Raw genomic sequence first — 18,805 nt, 5'->3', positions numbered from 1 at the left:
TTGTTTATCGCCTAAAACCTTGAAAAACTAGCATATGCAGCGTTTTTAATGCAAGCAAAAGTGTTGATGGTTTTGATTTTTCTGGAGTTTTTGACGAAGTGTGTTTGATAGTGTGGGGTTTCAAGCAAAGGTCCTGTTCCTAAAACAAGGGGCTTTTGACTTGGAAAAATTAATGTAGGTACAGTCAAGATCCGTCTGGGGCCACGTCAGTGTCAGGGCCTGGGTGGGCTATGATGCGGGTGATTTCTCAAATTGGAGGAAAAATGCTTGAAGTTCCAATAAAAATGCATATTCAAAATTTGGCGCGGCAAGCTAATCTGGCGGCGCGTCCATTGTCGTTCCTTTCGAGTCAGCAGAGGACATTGGCGTTAGAAGCGATGGCTGAACAGCTTGAATTGCGGGTTGATGAGGTTGTAGCTGGCAATCGGAAGGATCTTGATGCTATCCCCAAGGATCTTGGGACGGAGGAATATCGCAAAATCCGTGACCGGGTTACCGTAACCAAAGATGATGTGCTAGAGATTGTAGAGACGATTCGCCGGGTCTGTGCTGAACCTGACCCTATTGGACAGGAAACCCAAGGGTGGATGTCTGTGGATGGATTACAGGTGAGTCGCATTCGCGTTCCCATGGGGGTTATCGGGATTATTTCTGAACTTGGGCCTGATGTTTCAGCGGAATCGATTGCGATGTGTTTGCGCTCTGGAAATGTCTGTATTTTGCGAGGAGGCAAAGAATGGTTTTTAACCAACTCAGCCCTGGTGCGAGTTCTCAAAGAAGCGGCACAAACTCAGGGGATACCCGAGGGTGCCATTACCTTTATTGATCGTCCGGAACGGGAAGGAGTATTGGAGCTAACTCGCCTGACTAAGCTAGTCAATGGGGTGATTCCTCGCGGGAAAACCGGGTTGCGAAAAGCGGTGATGGAGCAATCTCGTGTTCCGGTCCTCGGATATGATGGTGGCCTTTGTCATGTTTACATTGATCGTGATGCGGATCTTCCTCTGGCTCAAGGGGTGGTGGTGAATTCAAAAATTCAAGATCCCCTGGCATCCAATTCGGCCGACACGCTGTTGGTACATCAAGGTATTTCGCGGCAACTATTGCCGGGGCTTCTTCGGCGGCTGCTCAGTGAATTCAAAGTCGATTTGAAAGGATGTCCCAAAACTACCTCATTAATGGGTATCATGGAAATGACGGGTCATAAAGGGATTGAACTCGCAAAGGAAGAAGACTGGGGACAAAAGGTTCAATCCTTAACCTTGGCAATTAAGGTCGTGGCGAGTTTGGATGAAGCCATTGAGCATATTGGTGCGTATGGGCCAGGCCATACCGATACGATTGTGACTCGTGATTATGAAACGGCCATGCGGTTTGTCCGGGAAGTTGATTCGAGTGGGGTTTTGGTAAATGCCTCGACGCGTCTACATTCAGGGTCTGAACTGGGGTTAGGCCCAGAGATTGGCATGAATACCACCCATTTTCATATACGTGGGCCATTGACGTTGCAGTCGCTGACGGTAGAAAAAGTTGTTGGTCTCGGCACGGGACAACTTCGCCATCCACATCCAGTCCCAACGGAATATCAAGATGCCATGATGCTTTCCGCCAAGTTTTAGCGAGATGTTCCCTCGTGAAATGTGATGCGTGAAAAAAAACTGCATGAATTTTTGTCTCATGCTTTACGGCTGACGCGTTACATCTTGTTTGAGAATCCCGTGGACAATTTTTCAGTTTGTAAAGGATTACCCTTTCTTGTCCGTCGAAGCGCGCCTTGCTGAGCATTTAGCAAAATGGGGTCTTCGTGAATTTTTTCATGAAGATGATTATTATGCTTGGCAGCGGAAATCCCTCCCTAGTCAAGTCTTGTCCCGGCTTAATGATTTATCTGTAAAACGTCAAGGCGGAACGGATGCTGAAGCCGACTGCCAGTTCTATGACCTCGCCTCCTCCTCGACCATCCTGCCCATATTATATAGCCAACGATTTAATTACTTTCGGGCAGTGGGTGCCACCATCAGCCAATACCTGAAGCCCGGCCAAACAGTGTTGGATTTTGGATGTGGGGTTGGCATTCTGACAACATGGTATGCTTCGCTGTTTCCGGATTGCATATTTATGGGGGTTGATCGTTCTTCACAATCTATTGCCGTGGCGCAGCAACAAAGTCAGGTTTTTCAGTTGCACAATGTCTCTTTCCAATCGGCGATTATCCCGCTAGACGATGTGCCAGGAACATATGATGTAATTATTTCTACGCAGGCGCTTTTTCAGTCTGAAACAGATCCGGGTTTGCCAAGCCGATCTTGGCACAATTTTGAGCGTGAGGATGATACCGAACGTCAGAGCCGTTATGAGGCACGGACCGGAATTGGCGAGCGATTGGATTGGTTGTTAGCCAGACTGAGTCCAATGGGACGATTGCTCATATTCGAAAAAGCCAGTCATCTTGGGCGTCGTGTCCTCTTTCAACGGGCGTTAACTTCGCGTGGATTGGGGAATGAACAAGAGCCAGCATATCTTTGCTATACCTCATTTGGAGAACAACTTCGCGATGGCCCGTTGTATTCTTTGACTATTGAAACCTCTTCATATCCTTTCGATGAGAGTCCTTTTGTGGAGCCTTTAGGAGGGATCTATCGATGTCTGGGTAATCATGCCGAACTGATCTGGTCAACCTTTACCCATCTTGGATCTTCGGAAGAACCCATTAAAATTCAGATGGGTGTTCTGGAATGTCAATGGCAAATCTGTCGGAATGCCTCTGGGCTCATGTGCGGGCGAATCCTAGTTCCAGGACTTTTTTCTGGAGTGCTCGTCGGAAGTGAAGGGGATGAGAAACTTTTGCAAAGTCTTATGGACGAGCTTAGTAATCAAGAATATCAAGAGACGGCTTTTGAACAGGCTGTGAGGAAAATATGGGGGCTGAAAGATTCTGCGGATCCCAATATGACCCCATTGTATGAAAATCATTCGGCCTGTGCACAAAATGTTTGGCAACAACTTGCGGGACGAGTCCTTCTCCATGAAACGACTCACACCAATACTGATGGTCAGCAATATCATGTTGAACGAGGGCGCTGTGCAGGACAGTTGGCCTATTTATACTGGGCGAATACCTTAGACCAACGCCAACTCGTGGTGATGGAAGAAAAGAGGGGACATTTACTAGATGCATATTATGCAGAGTCTGGCGAGGCTACATAAGAAGGGGGAGTCTAGTTCACTGCTGGAGTTTACGTCAGTTTTTTTGAAGCTAACTGGGGAACGTTTTCCGCTTGGTGAATAAATATGCTGTTGCGGCGAGGGCTCAGAAATTCCAAAATTTTTGAGGGAACATCTTTGGGACGAAGGCTTTGAGTAATGGTGAGATTTATTTCTTCGGAAAGGTCAATCATAAGGGCTTCTTGTCTGGTACCTTCAAAATGAGAAGAGAGTAAGAGCGGCCGTGTGGGATTCTTCAAATTGACACTAATGACCTGGCCAATCGTTCCATCGGATAATTCAACCAGGGTGCCAGGAGGAAAGACTGTCATTGTTCGAATTAGCGTTAGAATGACATCTTTGGAAAATTTTTGCTGATTCGAATCCACGTATCGATATAATTGAGACAGGGCCTCATGCGGGGTTAGGCTTTTTTCAATTTCCGCGGCATTGCAGAGTTCATCGTATTCGTCGGCTACCATCACGATTTGGGCCCAAAGGGATATTTGGTCTTTCGTTAATCCTTGTGGGTATCCAGATCCGTCAAGCCGTTCATGATGCTGAACAATGGCCTCAAGACTTTGTGGTGGAAAATCCTTAAACTTTTCCATCAATTCTTTCCCTTTTTCAGGGTGAAGCTTAATGGATTCTTGGTCAGGCTCCATGGTGATCCCTGTCGCATGAAATTTCACTTTCATTGGGAGCATTCGCTTGCCCATGTCATGAAAAAGGGCGCCAAGGCCCAACATGTGAAGTTCATCTGAGCTCAAGCCCATCTCCTTCCCGATGATTTGTGACATAATGCAGACATTCAGGGCATGAGAAGACAGTCCTTCTGCCATCCCGGTGGAACTGACAATGTCCATCAACGTCATGGTGGCTTGTTCATGTTTTAACACCGATTCGACATTTGCAACTAATTGAACCGCATTTTTCACAGCGGCATGGTGTCCGGTGCCGATACGCTTAAATATATCTTTGCTTTTGCCTAGGACTTTCCAATAGGCATCTTCAACTTTTTTGAGATGCGTCCGTCGTTCGTGGTAGAGCTGTTTTCGATTTTTCTTTATTTCTTCAGGGTCTGGAGCCTCCATCAATTGGATTGGCTCCTCTTCCTGTTCCTCATCATTCTCAAAGACCAGGAGTGGGTCTTCTTCTAGAAACTCTTCACTCGCAAAAATGGGGGGTATCTCGAGAGATTCAAGATTTTCTGGTTCGGGTTCTTCGACGGCAGGGGGGTCAGAAAGGTCTTGATCAATATAGAGCTTGAGTCTTCGGATGCCGCGGATGGTTTCAATATCCTGCTGGGAGGCAATTTTGAATCGGCTAGTGGCGAAAGGGTGAGCCCACCAGGAGCAATCGAGCTTCACGTACATTCCGATTCGGAGTTCGTCGAGATTCTCAAGAAGTTTATAGGCCACGGGGGTGAAACTCCGTACGAGGAAGGGATGAGATTGTCCAATTCAATAAGAGGGATTCCATTTTATTTATGATCCGAATTCTGGAGAATACTTAAGTCTCCGGCGTGAAGTTCTTCTACTCGTAAGCCGGTGGACGTTATAATGCGATCCTCCTCTTCTCTTTAGTTTCGGTCTATCTCCATAGATCTAAACCCCATTGGTCATGATGCACATATTTTCTCCCAAATGTGGCCATTTGGTAGAGATCTATTCAATCCGTGCGAAATTGTTTTGATGCAGGCATTTGAAAATTCAGCGATTTTCCACAAAAAGTCGACGTTTCAATGCCAGGCTCGGAGTTCGATAATTTTTAAAAATTGTCTTCCTGAACAAGTTGAATATAAAGTCAGAACACCTCGCCACTCGCATCAAAGGAAAACAATTTAACAAAAAAAATGGTGCTATCTCTGAAGTTTTGAGGTTTGTCATCCGAAAAACCCCTAAGAGAATTCTCGTGGGACCGAAATGTCGTCAGGAAACACGGCAACTATAGTATTGCTAAGTCCAAAATATACATGGGATTTTTGAATAGGGCTGGAGCTCTTTCTTCAATTGATACAGTGAGGTTCTGACGAATGCCTTTTATTCCAATGCCTCTCAATGAACTGCGAATTGGATTATACATTAAGTTAGAATGTTCTTGGTGGAACCATCCATTTGCCAAAAGTAAGTTTAAAATTACCTCCGCAAAAGAAATAAAAACCCTTAAGGCTATTCCCAAAGTTAAGATATTTTATGATCCTGACTTGTCGGACCCAGAAGAGGGCAGCGAAGTTAAAGATGGTCCGGATAGTCCTGAATCCGTACCTAGGGAGGTGGTGCAAGCTGCGGAGGAGCAGAAACAGGAAGAGATTCGGATAGGTCAAATTCAGGCATGTCAGGACCATGGCGCAGAATTACAAAAAGCCGCTTATTTATATCAACAGGTAGTGGCTCAAACCAAAATTGCATTGAAAAGAATCAGTGATGGGCATGCTGCTGGAATCAAATCGGCCGATCAAGTCGTCTCCACTCTTATCCATTCATTGAGTAAACCTGAAACAAGTATGGCTATGATTGATATTTTGACTTCCACGCAGGCAGAGGATCCATTTTTAGCTCATTCGCTTAATGTGTGTATCGTATCCTTGTTGGTGGGGAAGGAATATGACCTTAACGATGACGAGTTGTATGCTTTGGCTCTTGCCGCACTTCTGCATGATATTGGAAAACAGAATTTTCCTGTAATGCTGCGGATGAAGCGATCGGGTTTGACGAAAGCCGAACAGCAAGACTGGCTGAGGCAATCTGAATTAGGAAAAGCTGCGGTCGAAAGATTTCCCTCAATCCCCGCGTCTACGGTCCAAGCCATCTACCAACATCATGAACGGTTAGATGGGTCTGGATTTCCCTTAGGGTTAAAGGGGGATGACATTTCATTCTTTGCCAAAATCATCATGGCGGCCGATGAGTACGACCATTTATGTCATCAACCTGATCCCTCCAAAAATTTTACTCCTGCTGAAGCTTTATCGTACCTATATGATCATTATATCGTTGAAAAGCTCATGGCGGTGAGTGACTCCATTGAGACGATGTTGAATGAGGAAGCCGCTTCCGTAGGAACTGCTCAGGATGGTGGAGAGGATGACAATTCCATAAGTAGCAAGGCAGAATTGTCTGAAGAAGTGGTTGTCTATATGGTTCGAGCCCTTGGGGTGTATCCTCCGGGAAGTTTGGTTGAATTAACTAATGGTTCGGTCGGCTTGGTCACCGGGGTAAATTCTGAGGAGCGAACGAAGCCCTGTGTCATGATTTGTTCCCCTCAGACCCCTCGAAAAGAGGCGAGAGTCGTCGATTTGACTAATGAGGGAGAACTCGCCATTGTCCATAGTCTTCGGCCTCAGCATGTTCCTAAAGAGGTTTTTGAGTATATTTATTCTGGCCGTTCCACCTAGATTTCTCAGGCAAGATTTAGTTCCTTACTACCTCTTCCCATCATAAATTCACTCAGAAAAATAAATGAGGCGCGCAAGGCCACACCGTCTCTTTATTGTCCCGCTCAAATTTTTCGTCTAATACAGTCAGGAGAAGAAATGGTGGCGGTGGAGGGTCTCGAACCCCCGGCCCGCGGCTTATGAGTCCGCTGCTCTACCACCTGAGCTACACCGCCAACGTGATATGTCTGTTGAAGAAACTGAATCTGGCCAGCTCCCCGTTCTATATCATAGGGTAGGGCGGTGGGACAAATCTTCCTGAAAATTTGTCCTTCTAATTCTCGGGTTTGGAGAATGTTAAGAATCGACAAATAGGGCTTTAACTGCAGGGCAAATGTTTGCTGTAAATAGCGTACCGCCAAAATTCATCAAATCCCGTATAATGGAACAACAAAAAAGGAAATAAAGTAGATTGATTCATCATATAGTAACAATTAGTAACAATCGAAATTTGTTGGTAATCTATTAAGAATGCCAATTTCTCAAATGATGGGTTCAGGAGTGTATAGATGACTGAAATTGTCGTTCACCCCAAAGATGTGGATGCCCATGTGGCCTTTGTCGGGCGTCAGCCGATTTATGGGCGGTCGCTTGATGTGTTCGCCTACGAATTACTGTTTCGAAACAATGAAGTCAATCGCGCCTCCTTTACGGATGGGGATGCGGCCACAGCTCAGGTGATGCTTAATACCTTTGTAGAAATTGGCCTTGATTCTATTGTTGATCACCATTTGGCATTTATAAATTTGACTAGGGATTTTGTGCTCGGGGGCTATTGCATGGCTCTTCCAAAAGATCGGGTGGTCCTGGAAGTCCTTGAAAATATGGGCATGGACCACGAATTGATGGAAGCTCTTCGGCGACTGTCAACGCTGGGGTATCGCATTGCGTTGGATGATTTTGTGTATCACGACTCGTTGAAACCACTGGTGGAGTTGGCGGATATTATCAAGGTGGATGTATTGCAGCTCGACAAGAAAACTGTCTCAGACCATGTGGAGATTCTTCGGGAATACCCAGTGAAATTGTTGGCAGAAAAAGTTGAAACCTATGAAGAATTTGAATTTTGTTGTGATTTAGGATTTGACTATTTTCAAGGATACTTTTTTTGTAAGCCAAAGGTGATTTCAGCAAAACCCATGCCGGCTAATCGAATGGCGGTCCTGGCCCTTTTGACGAAGCTTCAAGAGCCGACTCTTGGCCTCTCGCAGTTAGAGCGCATGATTCAAAAGGATCTTTCCCTTGGGGCCCAAGTATTGCGGTACATCAATGCTGCGTATTTTGAAATGCCCAAATACATTGATTCTCTTGATCAGGCCATATCCATGGTTGGTACCAATCGGCTTCGGACGTGGGCCAGTTTGCTGATGCTGACGAGAATCGAAGACAAACCCGTAGAGTTGCTTGTAACCGGTATCGTCCGCGCAAGGATGTGTGAGCAGCTGGCCTTGGCTCATCATGTTCAAGAAGTAGATCATTATTTTACCGTTGGGCTTTTTTCAATTCTGGATGGGCTCCTGGATCAACCGATGAATGACATTATTTCCATTCTCCCTCTCGACACAGATATTCGAAAGGCCTTGTTGAAACAAGAGGGAGTTTTGGGGCGCACTTTGGAATGTGTTCTGGCCTACGAGCGTGGCGATTGGGATACCGTGTTATGTCACGGTGTGGAAGTGGAAACTGTGAAAGCAGCCTACTTGGAATCTATTTCTTGGACATCCTATTTAATCCCTCTCCTTAAAAGTTAATATTTTTCATTTAAATTCTATCAATAGGTAATTTTGTGCTCAGGTGGCATCCATGGAGTGTTGTACTGTTCACGTGTTTTGGCACGCAAACATGATGCGGGGGAAAATGAAAGCAAAGGGGGAAAATACGCGAAGCCTATCCAGAGCGTTTGTCGTCAATTTCTCCGATAAAGGCATTTAAGACCCCTAGTGCCTGTTCTCCAAGTTCTACTTCTTTTTCTTGTTGCTCAGGGGCCGGCAAGGCTTCACCTTTGGCCTGCGGAGTGATGATTTTCAAAAGAGTGTCCTCGAATTCTTCAAGGGTCGGATCGAGATCAGACAATGTGGCTGATAACCGTTGGAGGGCGAAGATGGATCGAGCATGATTGCTCCAAGGACCACTATGTTCGGAATCGTGGATTCTAGCGATGAGTTGCCAAAAGCTGGATTCCAATTCTTCCGGCATTTCCCCTTCGGCGAGGGTCTTGAGTTTTTCAAGGAGCAGTTCTTCTGTTCGTTCAATTCCTGCAATAAAACTGACCACTGACCGTTCTACGGGTTGTTGAGATAGCGTTCGAATGGTCTCACGCCACAAATCGGGACGGCCCTCAATGGGGTCTGGCATAGCATTGGCTGCTTCGAGGCGGCTCTGCAGGGTCGTTAAATAATTATGCATGGCCTTCACTTTTCGTCCAGATAAACTTCCAAGTGGAATGCCCCAGATATGAGCAATTTCATGGTCTTGTAAAGGGCTGAGTCCCGAATGTTCAAATTCGTTCTGGGCGAAATTCAGGCGCCGTTGTTGACGTTCTTTACGGCGGAGTAAGGTCTGATATTCAATCAGGAGTCTGGTGGTTTGATAATCTTCTTCGGAAATTTCATCAAGATCCCAGGCTTTGTTGAGTCGGCGAATCTCCGGTTTTGGCAGGGCGGAAATTGCGGCCTTTTTCCGTTCTTTGATTGTCACCGGGTCCACGTGAAATCTATCTGTGAGTAACCCTTCTGCTGCCCGAATGGCTGAATCCGTCAGTGCCATCTGTTTCTTGAGACATTCAATCTGTAGGGATGGACGTTCTCGTTTTTGACGAAAGAGCTTTCTGTATTGTTCTGCACGGGCACCCACTTCCCGAATGGCCTCCCCAATGGAGGGTTTAACCGTGGGCTGACCGCCGGCCATGAACCGGGAATCCGGTTGGTCTGTGGCCATATATTCAATATCCTCTTTTTCCAAATTTTGGTACTGGAGGAGCAATAACCGAATCATCGTTCGATTTTGAACGCTGAGCGAATCAATAGCTGCTTGGATGTCTTCTTTGGGAATAGAGAAGGTTTGTGTCGTAGTGGTCATTATCTACAGTGCTCGGTATTGTTAAGAGGATTGTTCTTGCTGTTCTTCCAGATAGGAAGCGACAAACTCCCGAACTTCTTGGATAGTCCCTTTGGCATATAACTCTCGAGGGATTTCGACCATATGGAGATTTGATGGATCGGCACCTCGTTCAATGGCCCATTCTTCATCGGCATAGAGGGTTACGGCACCATCTTTATCCCTGGTGGCAAACAAAATATCCTTTTCTTGTTCTGGCGTTTGTTCCATGGTGATTCCCATTCCTAGACCATTTTGGGGATAGCATACCTGCAGCGAGTCTGTCAAAAAAAGTGTGGGTCTCAGGAGAGGTTTTTTGAGAAGCATCAATGGGTTACGGGAAAACAATGTCTACGCCAAATCACGTAGGCCGTAAAGACTACCAATGAAATGAAGAAAACGGTTCGAATTCGGCCAAATCCAAAGCAAGCAAAATTGGTCGTCGCATTGAGAAGCCCAAAACCGGCATAGACTAAGTAGACAAAAAATGACCAACGTCGAAGATTAAGAAATCCGTAGCCGATGGCCACATGAAGCGCCGGAGATTGAGCTTTCGCGAAAAAACCAGGAACTCCAGAAGGTTTTTCGCAAAACACCGACAACTGGTAATCAGGATTCACCAAAATGATGTAGAGATCGGTGATGGCGGTGACGAGAAAAAGTCCACCGAGATATCGAATGTCATGGGCACGTTCCCAAGCGGTGCGGAATGCTCGGAATTGGCTTGAGGGGTGAGGCAGATAGGCTGCATAGGCTTGGTTGCACCACCAAGGCAGGATGATCAACATCGCGAAAAATATTTGGCTCCCAAGGCCCCCGACAAATCCCAATCCCCAGGTCATGCATATTAAAAGTCCTCCCGCCAAAAAGACCCAGGCCGTGTGAGTGGTATGTCCTCGATAAAGTTGTCCGAGTCCGGGTAGGAAGGCGGATAATGTGGCTCCCATTGGAGATGGGCGTGGAAGGTCTGAGGGTAAGGAATTCGAGGGGGAAGTCATGTCGAATTGAAAGATATCGAGGGAATAGGACTCGAGCAAGTGGAAAAAGACTTGCCGATTCCCTCGAACAAAGAAACTAGAAGACAGGATCAAAGAGACAAAGGATCTTGCTGGCCTAAGAGTGTCGAATGGGGTTAGCCCAGAGTATCAACCATTTCTTTTAGGCTCTTCATGATGCAAGTGAAGATCGGAATGTCCCGTTTGGTATAGCGGCTTCCTTCAGCTTCACGGAGATGCATCACCAGGTCAAGAAAATCTTCAGGATGGTCAGTTTCAAATGCGACCACGAATTCTTGGTCGTCCAAGCCAAAGGAATAGGTGGTATTCAATTTTACCGAGGGGTATTTGTGTCCAATCTCGATATGTTCATCCATCATCCCTTGTCGGGCAGCCTTGGTGAGCAAATACCATTCCCGTGTCTTCTCGAAGGGGTAGACGAAAATATACTTGCTTCGCCCAGGGGTGATTTTTAAACGTCGACTATCCTGGCCTTCATGGACATGGTTATCAACATATACCGACCGCTTGGTCATTGAAAGGTAGGAATAGGGGGTGGTGAGATATTTGCCAAGTCCGCTGGAGAGGATCTTGGTCATTTGCTCTTGGAACAGTTCTAGGTCATAAGAAATTCTCCACAGAAGGAAATCGCAATCGCCGCGAATGCCAACCGTGGTATAGGGGACGATAATGACCTTTCCGGTAAACTCCTCAACGGCACGAATAAATTCCTGCTTGCCCGCCTCACGTTCATCCTGCGGGAGTCTTCGCCAGGCCGGATCGACCTTATGGTAGCTAAAATTGACGAATTGCCGTTTGGCTGGTTCTTTCCCTTCAGCCATGAGAAACCCTCCCTGACGAGCTAAAATTCATTCATAGACACCGACCTGCGTATCTATCAATTTTCCGGCGGCATTGTCAACGCAATCAGGGAGAGCTGATGTCGGACGAACGGCCGAGACGCATTTTGAAAAACAAAAGCAATTATACAAACAGAGTTTTAGGAAAATTTGTGCCGAAAACCATCGGCTATAGCCAAAAACTTCCGGTCATGTCTTTCTAGGCCAAGGCGACTGAGAGTGCTTGGGAAACAATAGGCACCCCATTGTGGTAGACGACCTGTTGAGAAGGATGGGCGGGGATGCGATCTCCCGGAAGAATAATTCCGACCAGGTTGAGAGGATCCGATCCAGAAAGGTGAATTTCCTGGGCGCCTACTTGTGGGTCTTTGCGAACGGCACGAAGAGCTTCGACGGCCTCGGGTAATCCAAATTGTTCACCCGTAAAACCTGCCACAAACCGTCCGCCCCTAATTTCTCCACGTAATTCTAATTGTCGATAAATCATGAGTAAATCCCGCCATGCGACGGATAGGGATTCACGTTTCAATAAATCTCGGAACACAATGCCGTAGCGTTTCAAAAGTTGACGGGCCCAGGACTCGGTGGGGTTGAGCACTGGTTCATCCTTTTCCCTTTCATCAGGATGAATTGTGAGTAAAGACCAACGTCCAATAGTATTCCGAGGGCGTTGTTTCTGTTGACGGCCAATTCCACGACGACGTTTGGGGTCGATAAGAGCACGGAGATTGTCAAAGCCGTCTGCTGTTACGATGCCAACACTGGCCAATTCCCACAAACCCTGTTCGATTTCAGCCTGAAGGTGTCCCGTTCCTCGGGTGAGGTCGCCAAAGAAGCTGGCGCCTCTTTGTGAGAGAAAGGAATAGACCGCTTGCGCGAGCGCAGAAAGTTTCCCTGGAAGAAGGGCTTGCGTGCCTTTCGGGGTATGCCGGGCCAGCGTGAGTAGCCATTCGGCATCCTCGCGAGGAAAAACGTTAATCGGGGCAAGGCTCGTGGGGATGATCCGCTTTTTGTGTTTGATGCTGGTCAGGTCATTGTCCATTGTTGGTGGAGTGAGGCGCCCCCAAGTCACGTTGCCACGTAAGCAATGGTAATCTAATAATTCTGGGTTATAACGACCCATGCGGCTGGCAAGTAGATAGGGTTCCCAGGCAGAAGCTGCTGCTTCAAATCCCGAAAGTTGTTGCAAGATCTCACGCAAACCGTTTTCTCCATGAAGTCTGGCGGTTGGAGCTACGTGCTGCCACCGAAACAGAAACCGCATAAAGTCTGACGCGGAAACGGCTTCGATCTCGCGACGGAGGGAAACCACGGTTCGCCGATGAATGCGGGCAAGTAATCGGCGGTCACACCACTCAACCTCCCCAACGGGTTTCTCGCTTGAACCTCTAAAAGTTCCTTGGAGGATTTGGCCTTGAGCCTCAAGCTGTTGGAAGGCCGTGTGGATGGTCTGGGTTGGCCATCGTAGCTTGGTGCCGAGCTCCGTTGCCGTGATTGGACCAATCACTTCCATCCAACTTCGGACGATGGCGGTTTGTGCTTCCAGTTGATCACCAGAAAATGTATCAGTTGCATATTCCGTAATTGTTTCAGAAGTGATGCCCCCAGGGCAGGCTCTGGTGATGAGAGGAAGGTGATCGGGAATGGCCCAGAATGTGGTGGGGCTTTGGGACTCTCCTTGAAGGCTGGAATAGCAAAGAATATGAGCGCGGCCAGAGTCGAGTAACGCAGGAAGAAATTCCTTCCAAGGTTGGACAAGGTCTTCCGGAACCCACATCAATAGGTGGAGTGCTTCTTGTAATTCATCAGGATCTCGAACAATAGGCCATGCCTCTTTGCAGACTGACTCAATGGCGTTTGCATCCAAGGCGCCGACTGTGGCTGCTTCTTCCGGTGACAACATTTGCCGCATGTTTACGGCACGGGAGCGCCTTTCTTCCAGAGGCGCATCATCCAAAAACGCGTAGGGATTGGCGTTCAAAATTTCATGAGAAAACGGGGACGGTACAGGCGATTCCACGGATATGCATCGTATGGTCCCGGTTTCAATCTTTTCCAAGATGGTTATTAGTCCATCGATGTCCATGGCTTCTTCCAAGCAATCCCGAATCGTTTCTTGAACTAGGGGGTGATTGGGTACTTCGATATTGCCTGGGGGACGATTGTCTTGACATGCGGTAGCCATGGGAAAGACAGCGGTCAGCAAATCTTCCGCGCGCATGCGTTGCAGGTGAAGGGGAACGCGTGTGCCATTTCGAAAACGTAGGAGGGCTAAGGCCCGAGAGGCATTCCAGCGCCAGCGAGCGAGAAACATAGGGGCTTGCAGCACGGCTTGGGTGAGGACTTCACGCACGGTATTGGAATGGAGTAAGGACCACACCGTTTCCAAGGGGAAGCTGTGTTTTTCTCCCAAGGAGAGCACCAGGCCTTCGTCAGTGGCTGCGGCTTGAAGCTCAAAGTCAAAACTTACACAAAAACGTTTTCGCAAGGCTATGCCCCATGCGCGATTGATTCGTCCGCCAAAGGGGGAATGAATAACAAGCTGCATGCCACCGGCTTCATCAAAAAAACGTTCGGCAATTAATCTTTGTTGAGTTGGGACGGCTCCGAGCATCTTCAGGCCCGATTGTTGATAGGCGATGATTTGAGAGGCTGCACGGTTATCCGCCCCGCATTCGGAAGCCAGCCAGGCTATGTTGTCGAGATTCGGGTAGAGTTCAGAGGGGGGCGTGGTTGTCGTTAGATTGAGTTGGTCGATTATAGCTTGCCGTAAATCTCCGACTTCTTGAGAAAGCTCGAAGGTTCGGGATGGGGCTTCTCCACGCCAAAAAGGTATGGTGGGTGGGGCTCCTTGTGCATCTTCCACACGCATGACCCCGGTTTCTACCCCTCGAATACGCCAGGACGTGTTGCCCAACAGAATGATGTCGCCAGCTAGGCTTTCCACTGCGAAATCTTCATCGACGGTTCCAATGGTAATGCCCTGAGGTTCTGCTACGACCGCATACGTTGCTGTATCCGGAATAGCCCCACCGGAGGTAATCGCAGCCAGCCGTGCTCCTCTTCGGGGCCTTAATTGTCCTTGCATGCGATCATGAAAAAGATACGCGTGTTGTCTGCCACCATTGGGGATAAAGCCGTGAGCCAGCATGGAAAGCACTTCATCAAATTCTTTTTTTGAAATATTTCGATAAGGATAAGCTTGGGTGATGAGTTGATAGAGTGCCTCCTCTGACCACTCTTGTGCGGCAACTTCAGCAACCAGTTGTTGGGCCAAAATATCCTTGGGATGTTCGGGGATAATGATGCGATCTAGGTTGCTCCGGTGAATGGCGCGAACCAGTGCTGCACATTCCATGAGTTCATCACGGGTCGTGCAAAAAAGGCGGCCTTTGGGAGTGGCACCTACCCAATGGCCTGCCCGCCCGATTCGCTGCAAACACGTGGCAATGGCTCTGGGCGAACCGATTTGACACACGAGATCCACAAAACCAATATCAATCCCAAGCTCCAATGATGCTGTGGCGATGACAACGCGTGTTTTACCAGTTTTTAGCCGCTCTTCGGCAGACAATCGTATCTTGCGCGAGAGACTGCCATGATGGGTCGCGACTACCTCTTCCCCTAATCGTTCCGTCAGGTGATGAGCAATCCGCTCCGCCAATCTCCTCGTGTTCACGAACACTAAGGTTGAACGGTGTTCCTGCACTAACTCCATGAGACGATCATAAATGTCAGCCCAAATCGCATTTGTTGCAATCGCCCCGAGTTCGTCCTTTGGCGTTTCGATTGCGAGGTCCATATCTTGTCGTTGACCCATGTTGACGATGTGGCAAGGATTTGCCGCCCACTCCGCTTGTCCTTGGTTGCTGATCTGTGTGGTCCCGCCCACTAAGAATTGCGCGATCTCATCGAGTGGTTTCTGTGTGGCCGATAGCCCGATGCGATTGGCTTTTGATTGTGTGAGGGCATCGAGACGTTCCAACGAAAGCGCTAAATGAGACCCGCGCTTATTTCCGGCCAGCGCATGTATTTCGTCGATAATGACCGTTCGTACGGTGCGAAGAATTTCACGACTTTTCCGCGCCGTGAGTAAAAGGAAGAATGATTCGGGTGTGGTGATAAGAATGTGTGGTGGTCGCTGTAAAATGTCTTGCCGTGTTTTTGTGGGGGTGTCGCCGGTACGCACTTCCACTCTAATTTCTGGGAGAAGCAGCCCGGCCTCTAAGGATTTTTCCGAGATTTCAGCAAGAGGCTGACGCAAATTTTTTTGGACGTCATTGCTGAGGGCCTTGAGTGGAGAGACGTAAAGGATTTGAGTTTGGTCGGTGAGATCTTTTGAAAGGGCTTGATGAAATAATGAATCCAGTGAGGCCAGAAATGCGGCCAACGTTTTTCCCGATCCCGTGGGGGCTGCGATAAGGGCATGTTCTCCAGAACAAATCGCAGGCCAACTTGCGGCTTGAACGTCCGTGGGTTCCCCAATTTTTTCTTGGAACCAGTCGGCAATGATGGGATGAAAATCTGTCAGTGGCCCTTTGGCGGTGCCCTTAGGTGACCGAGGAACGTTGCCAATTGTGGGTATTCCCATCGATGCTTCCGTATGATTTCAAAAAAACTCTAGAACGATCTCATTCCAAATTACTGGTGGTCAGAAGTGTTTGCATTCGCAGTACGAAGCGACTCAATTTTTTGACCAATGACCCCCGCTTCTTCAGGTCGTCCCGCTTGGTGAAGTAACGTGGCATACCGTTCATATAAAGGGATGAGTCTCGGATGTTGAGGGTTGAGTGCATGCTCGGTAATGCGAATGGCACGAAGATACAAGGGCTCGGCTTGGTCAAATTTGCCTTGTGCTTGCGTGACCATGCCTAAGGTCACCAGCGGCTGAACCAAATGTGGATGACGGTCGCCTAAAATCTTTTCGCTAATGGTAAGAGCTCTTTGCCAGAGAGGCTCTGCCTTTTCAAATGCTTGTAGTGAAAAATACATGGATGCGAGGTTGTTCAATCCCATAGCAATATCCGGATGGTCTGGGCCTTGGATGATTTCTATCACGGCCAAGGAATTTCTATAACGCAGTTCGGCTTGTTCGTATTCTCCCAGGCGTTCATGGACGGCGCCAAGATTATTGAAGGTGGTGGCGGCATGTGGGTCCGGACGCTCTCCTCGTTCGAGGGTTTGGAGTGCACGTTCAAAAAGTTCTTTGGCTGTAATGAAATCTTTTTCCTGGTAGGCCAGCATCCCGGCGGTATTGAGGGTTTCCCAACTTTCTGTTTCAGCTATCCCCGGCGCGGGATAAAACATGAGCAGGAGAAAAATCAATCTTAGAAAGTAAGGGGTCACGATGGTTGGTGTCCGTTGTCGCCAATCAGTCATTGTTCATGAAATCCTAGTTTGGCGGTAAGACGAATTTATCGTTGTGGCCTTCGGTCTTTAAGGAAAAGTGTAACAGAAACAGAGGCCAATCCAAAGGAGCTCTCATTCCACTCAATGGTCCATTCCCGGATAGAACCATGTTTTTCGATCATAGTAGATTTTTTTGCCTCCTATTTTTGCTTAATCAAGGTCTTGGCCCTTCTTTTTGTGTTGTCCTTTTGGCGGATGGTGTCAGGGGATTAAAAAGCTAATGGTTTTTTAAATTTCTCCGACAATGCAACAGTGAGCCGCAATAGGCTTGATGGTTATGGTGAATGGAACATGATGACCATCATGTGAACACAAAAGCAATGAATCATTTGTTTGGAAAAAGTGAGAGTCTCCCCTTCATGAAATAAAGAACCGCACAGGTGACAAAGGCAAACTGCTCGAGAGGGTAGGGCGCAAAGCCAAGAGACCTGGGTTTGGGTGTACGTCACCCAAGGGTACGTCTGGTTACCGAACTGGAGACGGCAGATTCTGGATTTGAAGTATGCCCATCCTCGTTCGAGGGGTGGGCATTTTTTTTATCTATAAAGGGTATTACAGGATGTATCGACATCGAGTAGGTGGCCTCAAACTCAAAGGAAAGCGGGCTGAACGAACAGTCCCTCCTGTATCGGTAAAGGAAACTCCTGGAGAACAGGGTCCAACCTTTGATCCGGCATTCTGCGGAAAAGATGCCGACCAATTGGTTCGTGATTTTCTTCCTATCGTTCGTAGGATTGCCACGGAACTTGTACTTCGTAATCCCGCAGCCCTCGATGTTGAAGACCTGACTAGCGCTGGAGTTATGGGCCTATTGTCAGCGATGACACGTTTTGATCCGACTCGTGAGATTAAATTTCGTACTTTTGCCGAGTATCGCATTCGCGGGGCCATGCTTGATGAAATTCGGTCTATGGATTGGGTGCCCAGGTCCGTCCGTGCCCGAATCGAAAAATTCCAACAAGCTTCGGAGGAATTTGTACGTAAGGAGGGGCGTCCACCCACCCAGGATGAAATTGCCGAGTTGTTGGGCATTCCTCCAGAAGAAATGGGGGATAATCTCATGAAAGAAGCAACGGTATTAAGTCTTGATGAAAATGTGGGTGAAGAAGATGAAACCTGCACCCTCAAAGATATGCTGCCAGCCAAAGATCAACTCGATCCACTCGCGGCCTGTATTTCTAGTCAAGTTGGAGATCTTCTCCAGGCTGCGATTGTTCGTCTGCCGCAACGCCAACAAGCGATCGTTCGACAATACTATTTTTCGGGAATGACGATGAAGGCGATCGGGGAAACTCAAGGCCTTACGGAATCTGGGATCTGTCGGGTCCATGCAGATGCCTTAAATCGACTACGTGAAGAATTATTGACCATGGGAGCAGATATTCAAGGCGAAGAGCATTCTTAGTCCATGAACAAGCCATTCCTTCAAGAACTTTCTTAAATTGGGAGGCCTAGCGCCTCCTTCGTTTTCTCAATAGGCAAATAAAGGTCAATATGGAGTGGAATCACGAATTACGGTGCGTCTGTCCAAGTTGTGGTTTTGTTGGAATGCCTTCACAAGGATTTTTTCGAAACACCTTTTTTGCCATCAAGATTTTAGGAAAGGGTTCCAATGATCAACACTCCGTTCAAGGTCGATGCCCTTCTTGCAAAAACCGTCCATTTATTCCGTTAAAGCCACCTTTCGGACAATCCCTGAGTTCCTTGTTTTCTGAACCTCCCCGGTTTGGTGGGCCTTCGTTTTAAAAATTAAAAATCCGAATCTTAAGAAAAATGTAAAGGCGTGGATTGTCTACGTAAGGGAG

The 18,805-nt window shown here is 47.6% G+C and carries 12 protein-coding genes, 1 tRNA gene and 1 riboswitch; of the genes, 5 read left to right on the top strand and 8 right to left on the bottom strand.

All coding sequences use genetic code 11. The annotated features are described in order from the left end of the window. Positions 1 to 263: 263 nt before the first annotated feature. Positions 264 to 1,619 (top strand): glutamate-5-semialdehyde dehydrogenase, encoded by a 1,356-nt coding sequence (locus tag PPG34_RS03540; RefSeq protein ID WP_313831759.1) that lies wholly within the window; start codon positions 264 to 266, stop codon positions 1,617 to 1,619. 136 nt (positions 1,620 to 1,755) lie between these two features. Continuing rightward, entirely contained in the window at positions 1,756 to 3,207 is a 1,452-nt protein-coding gene (locus PPG34_RS03535) for a methyltransferase domain-containing protein (RefSeq protein WP_313831758.1), read from the top strand. Positions 3,208 to 3,236: 29 nt separating this feature from the next. Here the strand turns inward: PPG34_RS03535 and PPG34_RS03530 are convergent, their stop codons facing one another. Beyond that, positions 3,237 to 4,625, bottom strand: a complete 1,389-nt coding sequence (locus tag PPG34_RS03530) for an HD-GYP domain-containing protein (RefSeq protein WP_313831757.1) — start codon at positions 4,623 to 4,625, stop codon at positions 3,237 to 3,239. Positions 4,626 to 5,239: 614 nt separating this feature from the next. Here PPG34_RS03530 and PPG34_RS03525 point away from each other — a divergent pair. Continuing rightward, positions 5,240 to 6,601 (top strand): HD-GYP domain-containing protein, encoded by a 1,362-nt coding sequence (locus tag PPG34_RS03525; RefSeq protein WP_313831756.1) that lies wholly within the window; start codon positions 5,240 to 5,242, stop codon positions 6,599 to 6,601. 139 nt (positions 6,602 to 6,740) lie between these two features. On the opposite strand, the gene PPG34_RS03520 is transcribed toward PPG34_RS03525, so the two are convergent. Then, a tRNA-Met gene (locus PPG34_RS03520) sits at positions 6,741 to 6,816 on the bottom strand. Between the two features lie 333 nt (positions 6,817 to 7,149). On the opposite strand from PPG34_RS03520, the gene PPG34_RS03515 reads away from it, so the two are divergent. Beyond that, a complete protein-coding gene (locus PPG34_RS03515) occupies positions 7,150 to 8,391 on the top strand; it encodes an EAL and HDOD domain-containing protein (RefSeq protein ID WP_313831755.1) in 1,242 nt (413 codons plus the stop codon). Between the two features lie 136 nt (positions 8,392 to 8,527). On the opposite strand, the gene PPG34_RS03510 is transcribed toward PPG34_RS03515, so the two are convergent. The 6 genes from PPG34_RS03510 to PPG34_RS03485 form a co-directional block, all read right to left on the bottom strand. Continuing rightward, positions 8,528 to 9,718 (bottom strand): hypothetical protein, encoded by a 1,191-nt coding sequence (locus tag PPG34_RS03510; RefSeq protein WP_313831754.1) that lies wholly within the window; start codon positions 9,716 to 9,718, stop codon positions 8,528 to 8,530. Between the two features lie 21 nt (positions 9,719 to 9,739). Continuing rightward, on the bottom strand, positions 9,740 to 9,967 hold the full coding sequence (locus PPG34_RS03505; RefSeq protein ID WP_313831753.1) for a hypothetical protein: 228 nt from the start codon (positions 9,965 to 9,967) through the stop codon (positions 9,740 to 9,742). A gap of 95 nt (positions 9,968 to 10,062) precedes the next feature. Next, positions 10,063 to 10,578 carry a hypothetical protein gene (locus PPG34_RS03500; protein WP_313831752.1) on the bottom strand — a complete coding sequence of 172 codons (516 nt, stop codon included), beginning with the start codon at positions 10,576 to 10,578 and terminating at the stop codon, positions 10,063 to 10,065. Between the two features lie 290 nt (positions 10,579 to 10,868). Further along, complete coding sequence (locus PPG34_RS03495) at positions 10,869 to 11,573, bottom strand: chlorite dismutase family protein (protein ID WP_313831751.1); 705 nt, start codon at positions 11,571 to 11,573, stop codon at positions 10,869 to 10,871. A 217-nt stretch (positions 11,574 to 11,790) separates the two neighbouring features. Then, positions 11,791 to 16,182: a DEAD/DEAH box helicase gene (locus PPG34_RS03490; protein ID WP_313831750.1), complete on the bottom strand. Its 4,392-nt coding sequence runs from the start codon at positions 16,180 to 16,182 to the stop codon at positions 11,791 to 11,793. A gap of 50 nt (positions 16,183 to 16,232) precedes the next feature. Then, positions 16,233 to 16,970: a tetratricopeptide repeat protein gene (locus PPG34_RS03485; protein ID WP_313831749.1), complete on the bottom strand. Its 738-nt coding sequence runs from the start codon at positions 16,968 to 16,970 to the stop codon at positions 16,233 to 16,235. A gap of 408 nt (positions 16,971 to 17,378) precedes the next feature. Then, positions 17,379 to 17,473, top strand: a riboswitch (cyclic di-GMP riboswitch). A 29-nt stretch (positions 17,474 to 17,502) separates the two neighbouring features. Here PPG34_RS03485 and PPG34_RS03480 point away from each other — a divergent pair. After that, positions 17,503 to 18,405, top strand: coding sequence for a sigma-70 family RNA polymerase sigma factor (locus tag PPG34_RS03480; RefSeq protein WP_313831748.1), 903 nt, complete (start codon positions 17,503 to 17,505; stop codon positions 18,403 to 18,405). Positions 18,406 to 18,805: the final 400 nt, after the last annotated feature.

This window comes from Candidatus Nitronereus thalassa (assembly GCF_032191465.1).
GTDB classification, from domain to species: Bacteria; Nitrospirota; Nitrospiria; order Nitrospirales; family UBA8639; genus Nitronereus; species Nitronereus thalassa.
Note: the sequence above shows the minus strand (reverse complement) of the source record. Positions and strands in the feature narration are given on the sequence as shown.